Annotated in this window: 23 protein-coding genes and 4 tRNA genes; 22 read left to right on the top strand and 5 right to left on the bottom strand. The window is 33.7% G+C overall.

Annotation, left to right across the window (positions count from 1 at the left end; translation table 11 throughout):
• Positions 1-34: 34 nt before the first annotated feature.
• The gene (locus tag AC6CH4_RS13055; protein WP_498103557.1) at positions 35-160 is read right to left on the bottom strand and encodes a hypothetical protein; all 126 of its coding nucleotides are present in this window, start codon (positions 158-160) and stop codon (positions 35-37) included.
• Positions 161-1,844: 1,684 nt separating this feature from the next.
• Here AC6CH4_RS13055 and AC6CH4_RS13050 point away from each other — a divergent pair.
• From AC6CH4_RS13050 to AC6CH4_RS12985, 14 genes are all read left to right on the top strand, one after another.
• Positions 1,845-2,384, top strand: a complete 540-nt coding sequence (locus AC6CH4_RS13050; RefSeq protein WP_498103555.1) for a class I SAM-dependent methyltransferase — start codon at positions 1,845-1,847, stop codon at positions 2,382-2,384.
• Between the two features lie 9 nt (positions 2,385-2,393).
• Positions 2,394-2,520: transfer RNA gene (locus tag AC6CH4_RS13045), tRNA-OTHER, on the top strand.
• 229 nt (positions 2,521-2,749) lie between these two features.
• Positions 2,750-2,857 (top strand) — tRNA-OTHER (locus AC6CH4_RS13040).
• Between the two features lie 101 nt (positions 2,858-2,958).
• Positions 2,959-3,082: transfer RNA gene (locus AC6CH4_RS13035), tRNA-OTHER, on the top strand.
• Positions 3,083-3,242: 160 nt separating this feature from the next.
• A tRNA-Asn gene (locus AC6CH4_RS13030) sits at positions 3,243-3,316 on the top strand.
• 202 nt (positions 3,317-3,518) lie between these two features.
• A complete protein-coding gene (locus tag AC6CH4_RS13025; protein WP_498103553.1) occupies positions 3,519-3,713 on the top strand; it encodes a hypothetical protein in 195 nt (64 codons plus the stop codon).
• A 210-nt stretch (positions 3,714-3,923) separates the two neighbouring features.
• Positions 3,924-4,301: a DUF3127 domain-containing protein gene (locus tag AC6CH4_RS13020; protein ID WP_498103551.1), complete on the top strand. Its 378-nt coding sequence runs from the start codon at positions 3,924-3,926 to the stop codon at positions 4,299-4,301.
• Positions 4,276-4,500 (top strand): hypothetical protein, encoded by a 225-nt coding sequence (locus AC6CH4_RS13015; RefSeq protein WP_498103549.1) that lies wholly within the window; start codon positions 4,276-4,278, stop codon positions 4,498-4,500. Before AC6CH4_RS13020 ends, AC6CH4_RS13015 begins: the two co-directional genes overlap by 26 nt.
• Positions 4,501-4,680: 180 nt before the next feature.
• Positions 4,681-4,938: a hypothetical protein gene (locus AC6CH4_RS13010; protein ID WP_498103547.1), complete on the top strand. Its 258-nt coding sequence runs from the start codon at positions 4,681-4,683 to the stop codon at positions 4,936-4,938.
• A gap of 20 nt (positions 4,939-4,958) precedes the next feature.
• On the top strand, positions 4,959-5,759 hold the full coding sequence (locus AC6CH4_RS13005; RefSeq protein WP_498103545.1) for a 3'-5' exonuclease family protein: 801 nt from the start codon (positions 4,959-4,961) through the stop codon (positions 5,757-5,759).
• Positions 5,760-5,928: 169 nt separating this feature from the next.
• Positions 5,929-6,126: a hypothetical protein gene (locus AC6CH4_RS13000; RefSeq protein WP_498103543.1), complete on the top strand. Its 198-nt coding sequence runs from the start codon at positions 5,929-5,931 to the stop codon at positions 6,124-6,126.
• Positions 6,127-6,131: 5 nt separating this feature from the next.
• Positions 6,132-6,428, top strand: a complete 297-nt coding sequence (locus AC6CH4_RS12995; protein WP_498103541.1) for a hypothetical protein — start codon at positions 6,132-6,134, stop codon at positions 6,426-6,428.
• A 49-nt stretch (positions 6,429-6,477) separates the two neighbouring features.
• Positions 6,478-7,233, top strand: coding sequence for a hypothetical protein (locus tag AC6CH4_RS12990; RefSeq protein WP_498103539.1), 756 nt, complete (start codon positions 6,478-6,480; stop codon positions 7,231-7,233).
• Complete coding sequence (locus AC6CH4_RS12985; protein WP_498103537.1) at positions 7,181-7,849, top strand: hypothetical protein; 669 nt, start codon at positions 7,181-7,183, stop codon at positions 7,847-7,849. Before AC6CH4_RS12990 ends, AC6CH4_RS12985 begins: the two co-directional genes overlap by 53 nt.
• A gap of 72 nt (positions 7,850-7,921) precedes the next feature.
• Here AC6CH4_RS12985 and AC6CH4_RS12980 read toward each other — a convergent pair whose 3' ends face one another.
• Both AC6CH4_RS12980 and AC6CH4_RS12975 read right to left on the bottom strand, forming a co-directional pair.
• The gene (locus tag AC6CH4_RS12980) at positions 7,922-8,221 is read right to left on the bottom strand and encodes a co-chaperone GroES family protein (RefSeq protein WP_498103535.1); all 300 of its coding nucleotides are present in this window, start codon (positions 8,219-8,221) and stop codon (positions 7,922-7,924) included.
• Positions 8,208-9,824 carry a TCP-1/cpn60 chaperonin family protein gene (locus AC6CH4_RS12975; protein ID WP_498103533.1) on the bottom strand — a complete coding sequence of 539 codons (1,617 nt, stop codon included), beginning with the start codon at positions 9,822-9,824 and terminating at the stop codon, positions 8,208-8,210. The genes AC6CH4_RS12980 and AC6CH4_RS12975 overlap by 14 nt, the downstream gene beginning before the upstream one ends.
• A gap of 118 nt (positions 9,825-9,942) precedes the next feature.
• On the opposite strand from AC6CH4_RS12975, the gene AC6CH4_RS12970 reads away from it, so the two are divergent.
• From AC6CH4_RS12970 to AC6CH4_RS12935, 8 genes are read left to right on the top strand one after another with little or no spacing between them, the layout of a single operon-like run.
• Positions 9,943-12,525 (top strand): hypothetical protein, encoded by a 2,583-nt coding sequence (locus tag AC6CH4_RS12970; protein ID WP_498103531.1) that lies wholly within the window; start codon positions 9,943-9,945, stop codon positions 12,523-12,525.
• An 18-nt stretch (positions 12,526-12,543) separates the two neighbouring features.
• Positions 12,544-12,966 (top strand): hypothetical protein, encoded by a 423-nt coding sequence (locus tag AC6CH4_RS12965; RefSeq protein WP_498103529.1) that lies wholly within the window; start codon positions 12,544-12,546, stop codon positions 12,964-12,966.
• A 17-nt stretch (positions 12,967-12,983) separates the two neighbouring features.
• A complete protein-coding gene (locus AC6CH4_RS12960; protein WP_498103527.1) occupies positions 12,984-13,370 on the top strand; it encodes a hypothetical protein in 387 nt (128 codons plus the stop codon).
• On the top strand, positions 13,367-13,924 hold the full coding sequence (locus AC6CH4_RS12955; RefSeq protein WP_498103525.1) for a phage holin family protein: 558 nt from the start codon (positions 13,367-13,369) through the stop codon (positions 13,922-13,924). Before AC6CH4_RS12960 ends, AC6CH4_RS12955 begins: the two co-directional genes overlap by 4 nt.
• 2 nt (positions 13,925-13,926) lie before the next feature.
• Positions 13,927-14,475 (top strand): C40 family peptidase, encoded by a 549-nt coding sequence (locus AC6CH4_RS12950; protein WP_498103523.1) that lies wholly within the window; start codon positions 13,927-13,929, stop codon positions 14,473-14,475.
• 2 nt (positions 14,476-14,477) lie between these two features.
• Entirely contained in the window at positions 14,478-15,140 is a 663-nt protein-coding gene (locus AC6CH4_RS12945; protein ID WP_498103521.1) for a hypothetical protein, read from the top strand.
• 10 nt (positions 15,141-15,150) lie between these two features.
• Positions 15,151-15,390 carry a hypothetical protein gene (locus AC6CH4_RS12940; protein WP_498103519.1) on the top strand — a complete coding sequence of 80 codons (240 nt, stop codon included), beginning with the start codon at positions 15,151-15,153 and terminating at the stop codon, positions 15,388-15,390.
• 2 nt (positions 15,391-15,392) lie between these two features.
• The gene (locus tag AC6CH4_RS12935) at positions 15,393-15,956 is read left to right on the top strand and encodes a hypothetical protein (RefSeq protein ID WP_498103517.1); all 564 of its coding nucleotides are present in this window, start codon (positions 15,393-15,395) and stop codon (positions 15,954-15,956) included.
• Positions 15,957-16,006: 50 nt separating this feature from the next.
• Here AC6CH4_RS12935 and AC6CH4_RS12930 read toward each other — a convergent pair whose 3' ends face one another.
• Complete coding sequence (locus tag AC6CH4_RS12930) at positions 16,007-17,089, bottom strand: hypothetical protein (protein WP_498103515.1); 1,083 nt, start codon at positions 17,087-17,089, stop codon at positions 16,007-16,009.
• Between the two features lie 65 nt (positions 17,090-17,154).
• Complete coding sequence (locus tag AC6CH4_RS12925) at positions 17,155-18,492, bottom strand: hypothetical protein (RefSeq protein WP_498103513.1); 1,338 nt, start codon at positions 18,490-18,492, stop codon at positions 17,155-17,157.
• Between the last annotated feature and the right edge of the window lie 9 nt (positions 18,493-18,501).

Raw genomic sequence — 18,501 nt, 5'->3', positions numbered from 1 at the left:
TTGTGTTAAATCAAGCCCAAAAAGGGCTTAATTATTAATCGTCAATTAGTGAGTTGTACTCAGCATCACGAGGGATAAAACCCGCCTCAGTTGCTCCAATTTTGCGAGCTGCTTCCCAGCTGTAACCATCGTCATGCAATTGCCTAATTCTGGCGTTCATCTTCTCAAATTTAGCTTCGAATTGAGTGTATTTGTAATAATCATAACCGCAATACCCAAGTAGCAAGAGACTTATAACCAAAACAATATTTAAGATGTTCAAATGTTTTTTCATAATTGTATAATTTAAGTTAGTAAACGGTAGAGGTTGCGAACACTCGTAAATACTACTTAGTAATACCGTTTATTCGAGTTTGCGCCTTGTCTCGTACCCTGCAATCACTTTCTAAATTAATAGTAGTTTTATATGATACTTGCGTCACAACTCTCAACAATAACAACAAACGGCTTAACTACTGACACGGCAAATCTTCCTGATTAAATCACCTCGTATAAATACACATATTACTATGCTTTGGTATTCGTTTGTTATTACATAATGTCCAAGAAGTCGCTTCGTTCTTATCATCCTACTTTACTCATTCGGAAGAACTACAACTAACAAACTGCTGTTATGATATTTGTTTCAGTTTGATATGGCAATATTATGCCAAAAGATTTGTTCTACAAAACAAATTGCGAAATAATTTCACTATAAAACGACATTAAACGTTTACAAATGGAAATATTTTCACTAAATTCAATAATTACGCACCATGCGACATAATAGAAATTAGGCAATAAAAATACTTGTGAATTACAAAAACAAAGAAAATACTTACTTTTTAAATTAATTTATTACACAATCCAGCAATAACAAGACATAAGAACCGAATAAAAACATCTAGCAAATTACCATAGCACACCATCAAAATAGTCACAACCCAAAACAAAGCATTCTAAGCAATTAAAACGATAGACAAGTTGTATTATCCCAACGCAAACAATCCTTTATCACCGATTACATAAGACACTAATAAACCGCATAGCAAAACATCTATCTATACACAAGAGAGCAAGACAAAGCAAAACACATTTTGAAGCAACTTTTAAGATGTGCGAAATGACACGAGAGAGAGCAGCGCGCACGCGCTACCAACGTAAAGCAAAAACAAGACTAAAGTCAAAAATCTAATCTGTAAATCAGTTTAGAAATGGATTCACATTAACATAATTATAAAGTCGGAGTAAAAATAAATACAAATTACACAATTATCTTATAATCAATACTATAATATTAATTTATACTAATCATACTAAGATTAGTTTTTAATTAATTAGAGAGCAGTAGAAGCACAAATAATAATTAGTTCCTTCAAAGACAAGGCGATAAGAAACAAAGCCGGATTTGAAATGATTTGAAAAACGAAATCATAAAACAGACCCCACCCCTTCCAAATAAAGCGTTTCGGGATCGGGGGAAGCAGGCTGTATCGAGCGTCTGGCCTCAATGCTCACCTTTACTAAGTCGAATAAACATCAATGTATTGCGTTCATACAATACTTATACCTCGAAATTTGATCGTTTTAGCCACACTGGCGTTTAAAAATACCTAAAACCGTATTACCGTACCGCTGATATAAAAATCACCCCTTACAAAGTATTATTTTTAATCACTAAATTTCACATTAACAAATACGTTATTTCACTATTTATTTGCGTAATATTTCTTTTTGGCGTAATATTGCCAAGTGATTAAGAAACAATGCGATTATTTACCGAAATCACTTTTTCACAAACTCAGCATTTATAAGGCTTGAGTCAAAATGTTACACACGGTGGAGACAAAATAAAAAATCACTAAATGAGCAATTGGACTGAATTTTACAAGAACAGGGTTAACAATCTTGAATATGAGAATTATTTTAAACTTAGATATGGGCCCTTTCTGGAATTCATTACAATACAAATGGTAAAAACTGACAGTACCTTCTTTGAAGTAGGCTGCGGAATCTCATCTGTGTCAAAAGCGTTATTAGGTAAAAAAGACACCGCTATTATTTCAGATATCGATGTAAGTATGCTATCACTTAGCGTTCAAAATCTAACTGAAAATGTTTCGAATATAGAATTAGTTATTGAGGATGCTGTCACAGTTTCTTCACTTGATAAAAAAGGATTTGCGGTTACACATGGACTTTTGGAACACTTCAGTAATGAGGATATCCTGAAAATTATAAAAAACTGCCCGAAAGGTAGTGTTCATTATGTACCGCTAGACAAATACAAAACGCCATCGTTTGGAGACGAGCGATTATTGCCGGAGGAATTTTGGCTCAATTTGACAAAACCTAAGCAGTGGTTTTTATTTAATAAAGGTCACGATTTATGTTTTATGACATAAAATTATATTGGGAGAGTGGCGGAATTGGTAGACGCTTTTCAACGTGTAGGAATTTGTTTTTGAGCAGATGTAAAGGTATCGTCCTCCGAGGTAGAAAGATCAGACGTGAATGCAGGTTCGAATCCTGCTTCTCCCACAAGGCAGCAAAGCTATTGGTTAGTATCTAGCCATTTGGAATAAACCAAATAAGCATTTCAGCTTAAAGAAAATTGAGTACTGTTTGGCCTTTTACTAAAAAGAGTTGAATGCTTTAATATTATCAAAGCCGAAAAGAGTGTTAGGTCTCTTTTTAGATACCGGCGGAAATATTGCAAAGTTGATGCGGTCGGTTTCTTTTACGACAGAGAAATTTTTTAGCCGGCAATGGGGAAATGATGTAATGGAAACATGGAATCGAAAGTATGGAAGTAGCTACCAAAGGATAGATTAGTGTGAAAGCAACTATAGCGGTTCGAGTCCGTTTTTCTCCACCAAGCCCTCAATTAATTAGCAAATACACAAAAGGTGGGATACCAGTGAGGGTTGCTAGACACTCGAAGCGTTTGGGACTCGTGGACAGCCGGAAAGACGGCAAGGGAAAGTAGCTCAGTGGCCAGAGCGCTAATATGATGTCGGTAACGGTAGTCTCGAATATACTCGTAAAGTAGAGACAGTGTAAAGCATTAAAGAGGTCGCAGGTTCAAATCCTGCCTTTTCCACTAAAAACTAATTCAAATAATCAAAATCATGAAATAAAAACTCATACCCTGTAATTAACAAAACAGATCAGTTTACAAAATCATTTTTAGCTCTTACTTACTAAATATACGGAAAGCGTTAATTACAAATTTCAATTGAATAATAGTAGGTTGAATTCCAGGAACAATAGCTCAGCTGGTCAGAGCAAACGACTGTTAATCGTTAGGTCATGGGTTCGAATCCCATTTGTTCCGCAAAATAAATTTTCTAAAATAATGAAATAATGAAATTCGACGAAATAACATTTTACAATAGATGGAAGCAGCATGTATATGCAAGAAATTGTGATTGGACAATTATAGGAATTTCAATTTGGTTTGTAGGGCCTGAAAAATTTTGTTACAAATTATGTGTATTCGGAATAGAATTAAAAATATGGTTTAATAAAAAACAAAAATGGCAAAAATAAGAGAAGGTGAAAAATTCCAATCTACCGGCGATGATATTTTTTTAGTCGATTCGGAAGATTCGAAAATTTTAAGAGCAGTTAGCACTCGCGCTATCTTCGATTGGATAAAGAAACAAGCTATCGAATCCGGATTAGATGTAATACTTGAAGAAAATGTTATTCGATTTAAAAAACCAGAGTGAGGAAGAGGTAAAAAAACGAGGTAACTCGCAATATGCGAACAATTATTTAAGTGTTCATGTATTAATTGAAGTTATCAAAATAAGTCCAAGTGGTAAAATTTGGAAAAAAGAAATGAGATTCGGCGACTGGAAAAAATTGATTAAACAGCGTGGATTTACATATCGTGCATATCAATTAGGGTATTCAAAATTTAATATTTAGAAAGTACAATGGAAGTAGTAGGGAAAATAAAAAATTTAAACCTGAATCAACAAGTTTCAGCTAGTTTTCAGAAATCCGAAGTTGTAGTAACTACAGATGAACAATATCCACAGCATATTCTAATTGAATTTGCAGGCCAAAAGAGTGATTTATTAGACCCGTATGCAATCGGTGAAAAGGTAAAAATTCAAATCAATTTGAAAGGGCGAGAATGGGTCAATCCTCAAGGAGAAAGTAGATATTTTAACTCAATTCAAGGCTGGAAAATTGAAAGATTGGTTGTACAAGGCCCCTCACAAACGCCAGTATCACCATCACCACAAAATTCTCAACCAAATCAAACATCAAACCTAAATGAAAATGAACCAGACGACCTCCCATTCTAATGAACTACTTGATGACATGGTTCACTACGCAAAAACTTCTAAAGCTAAAATACTTCATCGAAAATGTTTAAATACTGGAAAATATGAATTAGCTCACAAAATTGCCTCTAAATATAAAATCCGAGTAGAAGAAAGTGATCATGTAATAGCATTTGGGTATGCTTTAATGGCTAGTAAATTATTTAAAAACAGACAATAGATGAACAGAATTCCGATTAGCAAGAAGCCGCTTTTCATTGTAGTTTCTGCAATTGATAATAAAGTATATCATTATCATTTAGATCATTTAAACTCGCGTAACAGACAAGTTGATAAAGCATTTTTTAGAATTAAATATAAAACACGATCATAAAAAACTAACGCTTAATAATAAAAGTATATGTCTGATTATACCGTAAGAGTAGGATTTCATGGGCAAAGCGAAAAAAGCTATGGCGTTCTGGTCGATTTTCATATTGATAAAGAAACACAAAGGCATTCTGCCAGCCGTTTAGAATGGTTTGCAATATCACTTTGTTCTCTAGAAAAAATAGAGAAAACAAACCGTATTCCCGAATACTACTTAACTGCACCTGAGTGGCTCTTGAAACAAAAGAAAGTAGTCTATGAAAAGACTGATCCAAACAAACTTATATAATCCTCATAAAAATTAAAATAATGAAATATTTCTTAGATACAGAATTTATCGAAGGTCCACAGGACAAAACATTTTTAGGTTTCAAAATTGGTCAGACAAAACCAACTATTGATTTAATAAGTATTGGAATTGTCGCTGAAGATGGGAAAGAATATTATGCAATTTCAAATGAATTCAATTTAAAAGAAGCTTGGAATCGTTTTGATATAAAAATAGATTGGGAGACAGGAATTGGTTTACAATATAAGGATTATTGGCTTCGCAATAATGTATTGAAACCTATTTATGATGAATTATACCTAAAAGCGCTTGGCGACGATAAAAATCCAGACAAACTACTAAACATTAAAGGTTTCAAATTTAATTACTCTTCACTAAGACTCCTAATTTCTGTATATGGTAAAGCTAATAAACAGATTGCAACGGATATTGAATTATTTACTTCTAAATTTTCAGAAAATATAGATGAAATCTGGGATATACCTGAATTTTATGCTTATTATGCAGATTACGATTGGGTTGTCTTCTGTTGGTTATTTGGGAAAATGATTGATTTGCCAAACAATTTTCCCAAATACTGCAACGATCTGAAGCAGAGCCTAGAAAATCATTTTGTCTTAAATGATGAATATTTCGAGTATATAAAAGCAGTAAAAGAAACATCTGGTAAATATCCATCTAAAAAAGCTATGGAGGTTATTTTTAGTGATGACGATATCAAAAAGCATCCATGCTATCCAAAAAAACAAACCGAACATAATGCTTTAGCTGATGCAAGATGGAATAAAAAACTTTATAATTTTTTACAAAAAGCAGAATAATAACCACTTAGAACGTATAAATCCTTCCTGGTCTGGAATGTTGGCCTTCGTAAAGCTTAAGATATAAAAACTTTAGTCAAAAGGTGGTCTACAGTGGTAATCTAAATTCATGCACCTAATTTACGGAAAGACTGACTGAGGGAAAGACCTCATTTTTAACAAAATAAAAATGGATTCAAAAAAACTAATCAATTATAGCGGAGTTTCGGAAGTATTAACCGGAAATAAAAGCACAATTAGAATAAATAGATCTTATTCTAATTATTCCGGCCCAATGAATGAGCTGTTTGAATTTTTGGATGAGTGGGTCAAAAAAAATTCTAAATCAAAAACAACGACTGTAACGGTCAAAACTACACAACAATAATTGCCATGATTGATAAAACTACTTTTTGCCAGGTAATTGAATTGTTACGCCAACAAATATATTTTGATCGAAAAATTGGAGAAACGATTCAAGAAGCATTCGGAGTAATCGAAAAATGCAGCTACAAAGATAATTTGGCAATTCAAGCAATAATTAAACTTCTTCAATTCCATTTTCCAAAAGATGAAGATGGTTTTTGTCATATTGAACATTATTGCTTTTTTATTGAATTTGGCAAAACAGATGATGACAAATTAATGACCCCGGAAGAGTTATTTGATTGCTTAGTGAGATTGAAATAATATGCAAGAAAAAGGTAACAATAATCCCAAAAAAAGGAATTTGTCCGGAATGAAAAAAAAAACTGGAACAAAAAAACAGCCAAAAAAAAAATACGCTCCATACACCTATAAGGGACGAATTAAATATGGAATGAGTGATTTTCAGAAAAGGACCATGAACGAATTTATGAAAGTTCGAGAAGGGGAATCTTTAGAGGATTGGAAATACAGAACCAGATATAGAAGAGTAAAAGAAGTTGATGAAATAAAAGAATTATCAATTAACCATCCCCTTAAAATATGGCTTCGCGGCCGGGAGAGAAATTCAATTGAAAATAAGAATAAATATATCGTTGTTCAGCCAGTCGAAAGAGAGTTTGATTTTATGAGATACTATGGTATCGTTATCAATTATTACTCAATAAAATACATGATTAGAAAAGAAGATTTTGAATTAGGATTTTATTTCTATTCTAATATTCCTTTCTCAAAAGACAGATTTGAAAATGCCGCTGTTTTATTTTTAGGTACTAACAAAAACAAACTTTACAATTTTATCCAAAATGGACTTATTGAAGAGCTTACAAGAACCAAAAAAAGAAGCAATAATTCCGATATTATTGAAAAAACTCATTTATATCGATTAACCCGAAAGTTTGTAAATAAACTAACCGAAATATACCGAACACTCGGAAAAATGAATACGATTCAAATTAGTCAATCTATTTTATCTCCTCTAAATCCAGAGATCAAACAAATTATAATGGATATGAATGATGAAATTATGGATATACAAACTGGTAGAAAACCTCAACAACACATTTAAACACCAATTGCAAGGTAAAGTGCTCTTAAATATTATGACAATCGATCAATTAATTTCAAAAGGTGTAATACATTATTTTGATAAACAAATTTTATTTGAAGTAAATAGCCTAAAAGCGCATTTTGATGGCTTACAGATTCATAATTCTGATATTATAAAAATCATTATAGATGAAGAAGGGAAGGATTACGTAAAGGTCGGAGATATAAATTTCGATTCAGCGGTACCTAAAAGCATCCCTACTCAAGAAGAAACTGTTGCAAAAGTTTCAGGAATGACTTTTGAACAAGCAGAAGAAAAAGGTAAATCCGGAAAGTTAATTGCCCTTCCTGAATGGAAAGGTTTTTGGTTTTGGGATATCGTTCATGGTACGTTACTGGTTTTAACGGAAGATGGTGATATTCTCGACACGCCAAATGATGAGTTTAAAATTCGTCAAGATTGGATTGAAGTTGACGCTAATCCAGAACAAGAAAAATTACTTGAGGAATATTTCGAAGCATCAAAAGTCAAATATACCGATGTTTCCGAAGCCATAGTTGAAGCTGGTAAAGATGTGAACGTTGCCGAAGCTACAGAAAATGTTACTGAAGAAATAAAACAAGTAGTAGAATAATGGCCAGGAAAACCGGAATAAAAAACCCCGACTCTTTTAATTAAGAAAGATCGGGGTTTTCATTTAATTATCTTAATAAACCAAAACAATATCACGATAATCAATTAATATATAAGGCTTTCCATTTTGGGTAAAAGGAGTCATTTTATGTTTATCAAAAATAACTTCATCATTTTCTTTTAAAGTTGTATTACCATCACTAAGTTTTGGGCAACCTTCTCCAATACTCACAACTCTACCCATTTTTTGCTTTTCATTTACATCGACAATTCCACTTAAGTCAATACCCGATTTGGTTTTATTCTCATTATAAATCTCCTCTACCACAACGATTAAATTCAGTGCTCTTCCTTGAAAATTATTTGGTTCCATTTGAATTTCTTTTTAAGTTAATTACGTTATGTGTTCTTAAAAGATTATTGGATGCCGAAGCTGCATTTATGATTGCGTTTTTAATCCCTTTTCCAGTATCCAAAATTCCAGCTTCAAACATATCAACCTCTCGATATTCTTGAACATCATAGCCAATTGGATATTCTAAATTTTCTATTATTGTTGTATTAACTGGTTTTAAATTTAAAAGTTTTCTTAACCAATTTCTATTATCATTTTTGGAGGTTAAAATTGCAGCATTAGATAGAATTTTAGTAAATGGAGCTTTTATTGTTTCCAAGGTAACTTTATCCAGTTCAAGTTCTAAACTAGCATATAACAAAGTTACGCCGCCGCCGGCCACCACTCCACCATCTTTGGAAGCACGAACAGCACAAATTGCATCGTCTACCCTGGCTACTTTTTCTTCAACTTCACTCGGAGTTATACCTCCGACCATAATAGTACAAATACCTCCAGAAATTTTTGAAATTCTTTCTCTTAAATAATTTTTCTCACTTTCTTCCTTTTGAAGTAAAATCTGAGCAGATAAATCTTTTATTCTACCTTGGGCTGCAGAATCATCTATATCCTTAGCCCTAGTAATTACACTATCCTTTTTTCCAATTTCAATACGTTCGCACCGCCCAAGGTACATTTGCTCTTTTCCATCATAATTTGTTCTTGTAATCCCCTCTAAAACTTTACAATCCAAGATCAACGCTAAATCGCTCATTGTTTCGCGACCTTTTTTCCCCAGATACGGAGGTTTAATAATGCAAAATGGATAATTTTTATTTTGAACATTCGTTAAGATCATATTTGAAATATCATGTTCCATATTTGAAATAATAACCAAAGGTCGTCCAAGTTGAGAAGCATATTCTAGGAACGGAATTACTTCATTTGCAGTTTGAAAATTAATCAACGAGCATAAAACTAAAGGATTATCAAATACTACTGATTGAGTGTCATTAACGTTAATAAATCCTTCGTGCAAATATCCTGCATCTATTGGGTTTCCTGCAATATGCTGGATATGAGTTTCGTCAGTAAAACTTCTTTTATGAGAAACAATTCCAAACTCACCTGCCTTAATAAAAGCATCTTGCACAAATTTGGCAATTTCTTCATCACCATGAGCCGATGTTTTAGCAATATGAAACATTAGTTTCTCTGTAACTGGTACTGAACGTTGATCGATAAATTCAATTATTTTCAAAACCGATTCATCAATTTTCTGTTTTATTTCAATAGACGAAGTTCCACTTTTCAATTTTTCAAGAGAGTTTTTAAAAAATGCTTGTGTGAGGACACAAGTTAAAGTAGTGCTATCCCCTACAACTTCGAAAGTCTTTTTGCATGCCTCTTTTAATATTTCGCACACAATATGATCCATTGGATCTTCCCAAAATAATTGTTCTAACGAGTCCCATCCATCCGAAGTAATATTGGGTAATCCTCCCACAGTTTCAAACAAGTTATTACTACCTCGATATCCCATTGTATCTGCTACAATGTTACAACTTTTATTTAGACCTGCTAATAACTGATCTTTTGCATCATTTCCCGATACAACTTGCTTTAAAATTGAATTACTCATATTGATTTTAATTTAAAATATGGTCAAAATTACAAATTAAACAAACGACAACAAATGTTTAATGTCGATTAATTAATATATTTGTATTTTAAACTGGTTTAACCAAAATAGTTTTGTTATGTCTAAGATTAATAAATACGCAAAAGTTATATCACCATCATTATCAGATTTTTTGATTGGTTCGTTAGGCATTAATGGAAAAACGCAAAATTTCACATTACAATCAATAATTGATTTAATAAATGGTGTTAATGGTATAAATAATCTTCATTACAGATATCACGATGGTAGTAGTCCGGAAGTAAATTACCACACCATTGGTGCCATGTTTACTAATAGTAATGAATCAAACCCAAATTTAGTTACAAGTTTAATTTTTAATAAAGTAACTCTTTCTAACATCGGCTTATCAGGGTTGTTTCACAAACTAGCAACTTTGAATGGTATCGTTTTAAAGTTAGATAATCCAGAAGATCCAAATAATTTTTTCAGATTTAAAGCAAGCACAATTGAGGACCATACCGAGTACTTTATTGTAAATGTTACAGTTTTTAATGGATTGGTGCTTGGGCAATTTCAAAATAAAAAAATTTATAGTTTATATTTCGATATCGCGGAGCCTTTTACGGAAGATGAAGTCCGCAACACGAAGCTTACTGGATTAACAGATAATTCTGGTAATTTATCACCGACCGATAAAATCATAGATGCATTTGGAAAAATAAAAAAATCAATGGTTGATTTTTTAAGTAAATCAAACGTAGATCAAGATTTTAGTGCTCATGATGGTACTGGTACAAAATTAATCAGTAAAGACGGCGTTGAAAGTGCTCAATTGGATGCCATGAAAATTTTTGCGCAAACGGGCCTTGCAACTACTGACGACGAGACTTTTTACGCTGATGCCTTAAATCCAACAACCCTTAGAATTCATCCGGTAAAAGAAATGGTTTTTCGTCAAAATACGATTACCCCGCCATTAGCCCTGAAGGAAGTTATCAGGAAAAATTTTCCATTGCAGACATTTCCACTGGCCACACTTGGTATTCCCAGTGCAGTTGGAATTTATTTGCGTTTTTTCGGCTACAATAACTTGGGTGAAATACAAGTATCAGCAAATAGTTTTGTGGGTAACAACCAAGTGGGGCAGTTGGGCTATTTGTACATCGCGGCGAGTGGCTCCGGTAGTTGGACATTTACAGGTGTCGGGGTTGTTAACTATCCTGAGATAGCAAGTGAAGGCCGCTTATCTCGCGACTCGGCAACCCTTAAGAGCGATGTTAAATTAATTGGTAAGGCAGCGGGTAAATTTAATACGACAATCGGGAAATTAGTAGGTCTTTCCGTTGGTTGGAAAAATGGATTAAACAGCCAGCCAACACCAAATGTACTGCCTTATATTGGAGTTGTGGACGACTCGTTCATACCTTTTAACCCAGTCTCTAGCCAGGCCGCTGCGTTTCCAGCTGCCTCTACAGTAGTAGCCTCTAATTTCATTTTTAACCGCCAGACCAATACGATGACTACTATTGGAGCAAACATGGCGATTGTCAAAAAGGTTTTGCAGACAAGAGCCAAAACGATCTATATTTTAGAGGCGGAAAGTGCGACTGGAAGCGCGACCGGAAACTGTATTTTCGCTAGTCATGGTACTGGCGCGGGCGCGTCGGATGCAAATTTTGCCGATGCTAAAACTGGATATCTTGCCTGCACCTTTAATATTTCCGTTCTAAACGAAGAGATTTTCACAACCCTAGGGTATTGGATCATAAAATCCGGACTCGGGACACCAGATCTTGCTAACCCAACAGTTGCTATTTTCATACCGGTCAATAACGCCGGATCATCGGCTACAGTTATTCCAGTTGTCGAGGATGCGACTAATACGATTAAAGGAATTTCAAGATTTGCAACCGATGCGGAAGTTCAGAATACAGGTGTGTCTGTGGAGGATTTTTTAGCAGTCAGCCGCTATACGCTGCCTTCATATATGTACTGGTGGCTCGGCAATGTTATCAATTTTCGCAGCATAGTTTCCTTTGCAAATCAGGTTCTCCTAAGCGGTCCTGTCAGCATAAACAACATAGGGTACTTCACAACAGATCCAATTCGCTTGTATTTGAAGGTCAATAATGGAAACCAATTACATTTAGGAGTTGACGGTGTGGGCCCCAGTTCAATTGTTATTGATGCTGCGGGCATACAGCTACAGTATAGGCTGTTTTTAGCGTACGGTACAGTCGATATGCCTCCATTAGTCATACCAGTAGGCAGACTTACCAATATGCCGGTTGATGGGGCGGTAGAGCGTGATTTAAATGGTGAGCTCTGGGAAACACATGGGGGAATCAGAAGGCAATTAGTTTCAACACAAAGACCATCAAAGTCGATGTATGGGTATATATCCAAAAGCCCAGGCGCTGGAAATGCTCCAATATTAACGATAGCAGATGATAATATTGGCGGTACCTGGACTTGGGAAAATGCAGGAATAGCGGGAGCATGGTATTTGAAAAACCCCGGAAAGTTTACTACTCTAAAAACCTTCATTTTTTTAACAAACACGGTAGCTTACGATTCTCGTTGGGGTGCGTCAGCACAAGATAATGATAAATTATTATTCGGATCGGTTGATGCAAATAATAACTGGATAGACTCCGGAGCCTCAATGATGAGTGTTGAAATAAGAGTTCTTTCCTAACAATTAAATTTTAAAACAATGCTAATAAATCAAAAAATTTCAAACAGTTCAATTTTTCCGGAAATTGAAAGAACAATTCACATTGTGGGAATAATCCTGAATTCCGACGCAGGGAGTTTCGATTTGTTTTATCGTATCACATACAGGAAGGATGAAAAAGATGTAGGCCAATTATTCGTTAATCTATTGCTTCCGCCTTGGCATGTGAATAATTCGCAGCGTATGCAATGTAGGGATGAAAATTTTAAACCAATTCCGAATCCGGATTTCAAGGAAGAAAAAGGTGAAGATAATCTTATTCTAAACGAAATTGAGCGCTATGTCACAATGCCTGCTTTTGATTATATCAAAATGTTGATGCTGGACATGAACATGCCGTTAAAATCTATACTATCGGCCTATATCGCTGAAGAGGACAAGGACGGAAGATTTGATTTTTAAACATTAAAATATATAAAATGGGAATATTATTATACGCAATTGCGGTATTGCTTTTCTTACCGCTAACAATCTTAAATATTATCGTTGTCGTTTGGAAAAACACAAGAAGAAAAGGCTTTTTAAAAACTATTAACGAATACTTCTTCACAGGAGCGCTTGGATTAGATGTTTTCGCAAACTATGAATTTAGAACCCTCTGGAACACAATTCTAAGAAAAAAAGGAGGATATCGTTTTGGAGCGAAAGGTGAAACGATTTCAAGCGCATTAGGCAAGAATCAAAGGGATAAGTCATTATCGGTAATTGGTTGGATGCTTGTATACGTTCTTTGGGTAATTGATTACAGATACTGGAAACTTGGAGGGCACTGCCTAAATTCTATAACTTTAAATATAATATCATGAAAGAGTTATTAATGCTGAAGGGATATTTTTTTAAAATATTCTCATCTTCAAATACACTAATTAAAACATCAACGGGATTAGTAATACTAATTCCGACAATCTCAATTACTATGCTTACTAATTTACAAATTGCTTTGCTTATTCTATTAGGGGCATACATTGCTGATTTTGCAACTGGAATTTTAGCTTCCTGGGTTGAGCGAAAAGAAATTCCCAAAGAAGAGAGAAAATCTAATCTGATTAAATCAAAACTATTGAGGAAATCAATAATTAAGGCTATTGGCTACATGATTTTTATTTTACTGGTATTTGGATTGAATCTAATATTCTTCAGAAAATCGATAAATATTGCCTCAATTTCAGACGTCGGGTTTTCTGTAACTGAGTTGGCTATTGGATTTTGTATAGCTATTGAGGGTTATTCGGCTGTTTTTGAAAACTTAAAAAAGGCTGGATTTGATCTTGTGGCAAAATTTAATAAGATGGTAAACTGGATTAAGGAAATGAAAGAAAAATTAACTGGTTTATTTAAAGACGACTCTAAAAAGGAATAATTATGAAAATAGCATCAAAATACAATTGGTTGGCCAATATTGAAGGTTTGCCAAAAATGGTACAGGAAGCCATTAAATTAGGAAGATTGAATACAAATGAGGTTCCCGGTCTGAAGTCCAATCCTGAAATTTTGGAGTTGGCCAAAGAAGCAGGAGTAGGTAAGATTTATACCTCTGATGAAATGGCCTGGTGTGCCGTTGCGCATGTAGCAATTGCGCTGCGAGCTGGCAAAGTCATTTTGTTTAAAAATTATGATCGCTTACGGGCCGTTTCTTTTATCAATTTTGGAACGCTTGTTTTAGTTCCAATGCTGGGCGATACTCTGATTTTTAAACGCGCGGGTGGTTATCATGTTGGGTTATATATTGCTGAAGATGAATCGTGTTATCATGTTGCTGGGGGAAATCAGGGCAATCAATACAGCATTGTAAGAATTGAAAAAAAGAGATTGCTGCAAGCTCGAAGACCAGAATATAAAATTGGAGTTCCACAAGCTGTAAAACGTTACTTTTTGAAAGATAATGGAGTTGTTTCACTTAATGAAAAATAATTATGCAAATCAATTTACAAAATCCGGGGGTAAAAGAGGCTTTTAAATATCTGGGCTGGGTATTGTTCTTTATGTTACTGTGGTTTAAAGGGTGTTCGGGGGCTAAAGGAACAGAAAACATACAAGTTACAGTTTCTGAAACAAAAGGAAAATTTGAAGCAAAGAAACCTGTTCATACACCAATTGCCAATAATACCAATAAGCAAGGGAATTCGAAAAGTACAACTGTGTATGTTGAAAATCCTATTGATCAAAAATTGATCGAGCAAAACAATCAATTGAAAAAAGATTACGTAAAGGCAACTGATAGTTTAAAGCATATTATTTTTAATAATGCTGTTCAGCTTCACCATTTCGACACAAAGTTTGAAGATGATAATTTAATTTTAAGCATCAATGGAATTGTCCAGGGAGAAGTAAAAGAAATTACACCCGGTTATACAATTAAGGAAAGAAAATTAAATGTTCCGGTCAAATCAAAAGAAACTGTTTTTAGATTATTGGGAGGCTTAGAACTAGGAAATAATACTCAACTAGATAATTTCAATATAAAAGGGAATTTGATGTTCCAAAATCGAAAAGGAAATATTATCTCGACTTCTTTTGATACGCAACAAAATATCTGGGTAGGCTATAATGTTTCTATTTTTAGTGTAAAACGATAAATCAATTAAAATGAATAATAAAAGAATAAGATTATTGTCAATAGAACTATTCAATAGAGAGCCTTTTGTTTATGTAGTAAATAAACCAAGACCTATTACAATAAACAATAAGAAGGAAATACGAACTATAACCAATATTGAATTGATTGATAATACGTTTAAACTTTATATCTCAGATGGTGCCACTGTTCAGGAATGGAAAGATATTCCAAATAATGACAAAGTAACTGTTGAATATTTTATCGACTAATTATGAGGATGCCAGATCGATTTATTATTTCACCGTTAAATGATGAAAAATTCATTACAACTAAGAAAATAGGTGATAAAACATTAATTATAAACACCGCAATTGAACATGCTTACTTTGTAAATAGAATCGGAACTGTAGTTTCACTTCCGTTAAATTACGAAGGAAAAATTGAAGTTGGGGATAGAATTATTGTTCAACACAATATTTTTCGGACCTATTACGATGGAAAAGGACTCACCAGAGAATCAGATTTTCATATTAAAGACAATTTGTATCAAGTATTACCAGAGTTAATTTATTTAATTTTTAAAGATGATAAAATCATTTCTATACCGAATTACGTGTTTGTTGAACCAATAATTGAAGATATAAAATGGGTAGGAAAAGTTGAGCAGGAACATGTTGGAATTGTCAAATACAGCAATGAAATTTTAATTAATATTGGCATAAAAGAAGGTGATAAGGTCGCTTTTGGTACTGATTGCGAATATGAGTTTATTATTGACGAAATTCGATTATATCGGATTCGAACAAATCGAATTCTCGCCAAATTATATTGCTAAAAAAAAAGCTATTCAGAAATGAATAGCTTTTTTATACTTCATAGTAAAAATTATCTCAAGTTCAATAAGTATTCATAGAAAGTCCTTCCAACACCTGATTGAAAATACTTCACTAGTTCATCCATTTCATCTTCATTTTTAGAAACTTCTAGAATAACCTCTCTCTTTTTATTTAAAAATCTGTAGTTAGCATAATTTAAATCACCATTGCTTAAGGCACTTTTGATCACTCCTTTAATTTTAATCGTAGGATCTTCAGTGTATTTAATAAATTGTTCCGGCTCTCTTTCCGCATATGCTAAAACTTGTTCTTCTAAAATTTCAGTTTCCCAAGATTCAACATAATTCGGACATACTAAACTCGCGATAGCTCTATTAGTAATCTCTCCAATTGTAAATACTAAGCCTGTTGCTTTAATTTGTCTTTTTTTGTCGTTGACTACTTTTTTAGATTTTGCAGTAGGGTCATACTCTCTGAAAAGAATATCTTTATAAGGATGGATGTGAAGGAACTTTTGCAAATTTACTTGATCTGCAGGAACTTTTAATCTACCAAATGTGAATATAATCTCAGATAATAAAACAGATCCAGGCTCTTTACTTTGTTTTTCAACAAAAAATGAAGGTTGATTTGTTGAATATCTAAGAATATGTATAGTTTTTTTATCTTTATTAGTATACTGCAAAGGAATTTCTTTTGTATGCTTAACAGGAATAGACGCAGATATTGGTTTACCTTCCATAAACTCGTATTCGCGATCTTTCATTTCCCAATCTTTGAGTTCTGGAATATCATCAATATCATATTCGTCCTTTAATCTGGATTGAAATTGTGGTTGATAAGTTTGTTGTGGAGCTTCAGGTGATGCAACATTTTTCAATGTATCCGCAACCATTTTTTCAACTAAAGATTTTACATGTGATAAGGGAATTGAAGGCTCTTTCAATTCTGTTTGTTGAATACTTTCATTGCTGAGATTAGGTTCTTTCTCTTGTGCTTGTTCAATATTATCTTTGGTAATATTAGGCTCCAATATTTCAATATTTGTAGAAGTTTTAACGGTTTCTTCTTGAGCTCGTAATTCGCGACCTTCCTTTGATAGAGGGTGCGGTTTTTTTATTTCGTTATGCATTATTTATTAATTTAAGTTAATTTTAATTAAAAAAGGCGCTCTTTTAAGCGCCCTTTTATTGATTTTTATCCTTTAAAAAGGATGGTATTATTTCTACCGATCAATACAGTAGCTTGCTCACTTTGAAATTCACAAGTGATTGTATCAGTTAATGAAGTTCCTTCTTTCCAATCTCTCACGACAACTTCATAATCTCTATTAGTTGATCCATAAGAACGGTTTCTAACGTGTATCATAGGACGAACAGAAGTGGTTCCCATTAATGGATCTGTAACAGGTTGTGAAGCTGACGGAATCAAGAAACCATTAACTTTTGAAATACCTGTAATTGCTCCTTGCGCAGTTGCTTCTTTCAAATATTGTAACGGTGAATATGAAAATTCGTAACCTCCTAAGGAATACCCAGTAAAAGATAACTCAAGTGCCATTTTTGGATCATTATTAAATGATCCGTATGACAATCCTACTGTATTTGTTTCGGCTAAAAATTTATCTTGAGCAAAACAAAATGCTGTTGTGCCATAAATAAGATTATGTTTCAATTGGCCTTGTTTTTCAAGACGGTCTATCATACTTTCCGCTGAAGGTCTATCATCTACAAATCCTGAAAAAAGATTTCCTTGACCCATACTCGCGAAAAGTCCCTCACGACCTTTATATCCAGAAGCTAATAAGTCACCTGACCATTCTTTAGAATTAAAGTTTGCAGATTCTCTTTTATTTCTGAAACGTTTTTCACAATTATCTTTATTTACATCGTACCAGATATAGCCTAATGTATTTCCTGTGGTATTATCGGTTGCCTTTAACCAAGAAATCTGAGTCATGTTCGTTCTGTTCTCAGAAACCATTTCTTTCGTTGTGGTACCTCTGGTCGTGAATTGTTGGTACTTTGTATTTAAAGATTGCTGCATTCCGGCAGAACCTTTTAAATATTCAGAAATATCAGCAAAACATGTTACGTTTACAGCTCCTAAGGCCGCCCAGCCTAATGCGTCACCACATTTCACGGTAAAAGTAGTCGTGGTAGTAGACATAATACGGCCTTGTCTAATAACACTTCCATCTGGTTTAAAAGCAGTGATTACCTCTCCCTCTCTAAAAGTATGATCTGCTAATGTAAAAACATCTCCAGCAATTGCTACACCTGTAGCCAATTGTGTTAGCCTATCTTCTTCAGTCCATGTAATAACATCACTGGCATATGGAATTTTGCGACCAGTTCTTTCAAACCAACCATCAATCATTTGACTTCCATATCTTCGATGTAACTTTTTATCTAAATCAGGTAATTCGTGATTACCATAATTTATATCATCTAAATCTAGATAATTCTGCGCAGTAGGCACTTTTGTAGCACTTGGTACATATCTGACTCCTGGTACTGCTTGTATTGCTCCCATTTTATTTTT

It is taken from the genome of Flavobacterium sp. GQ95, from assembly GCF_059758655.1.
This window is presented reverse-complemented; position numbering and strand designations above follow the sequence as displayed.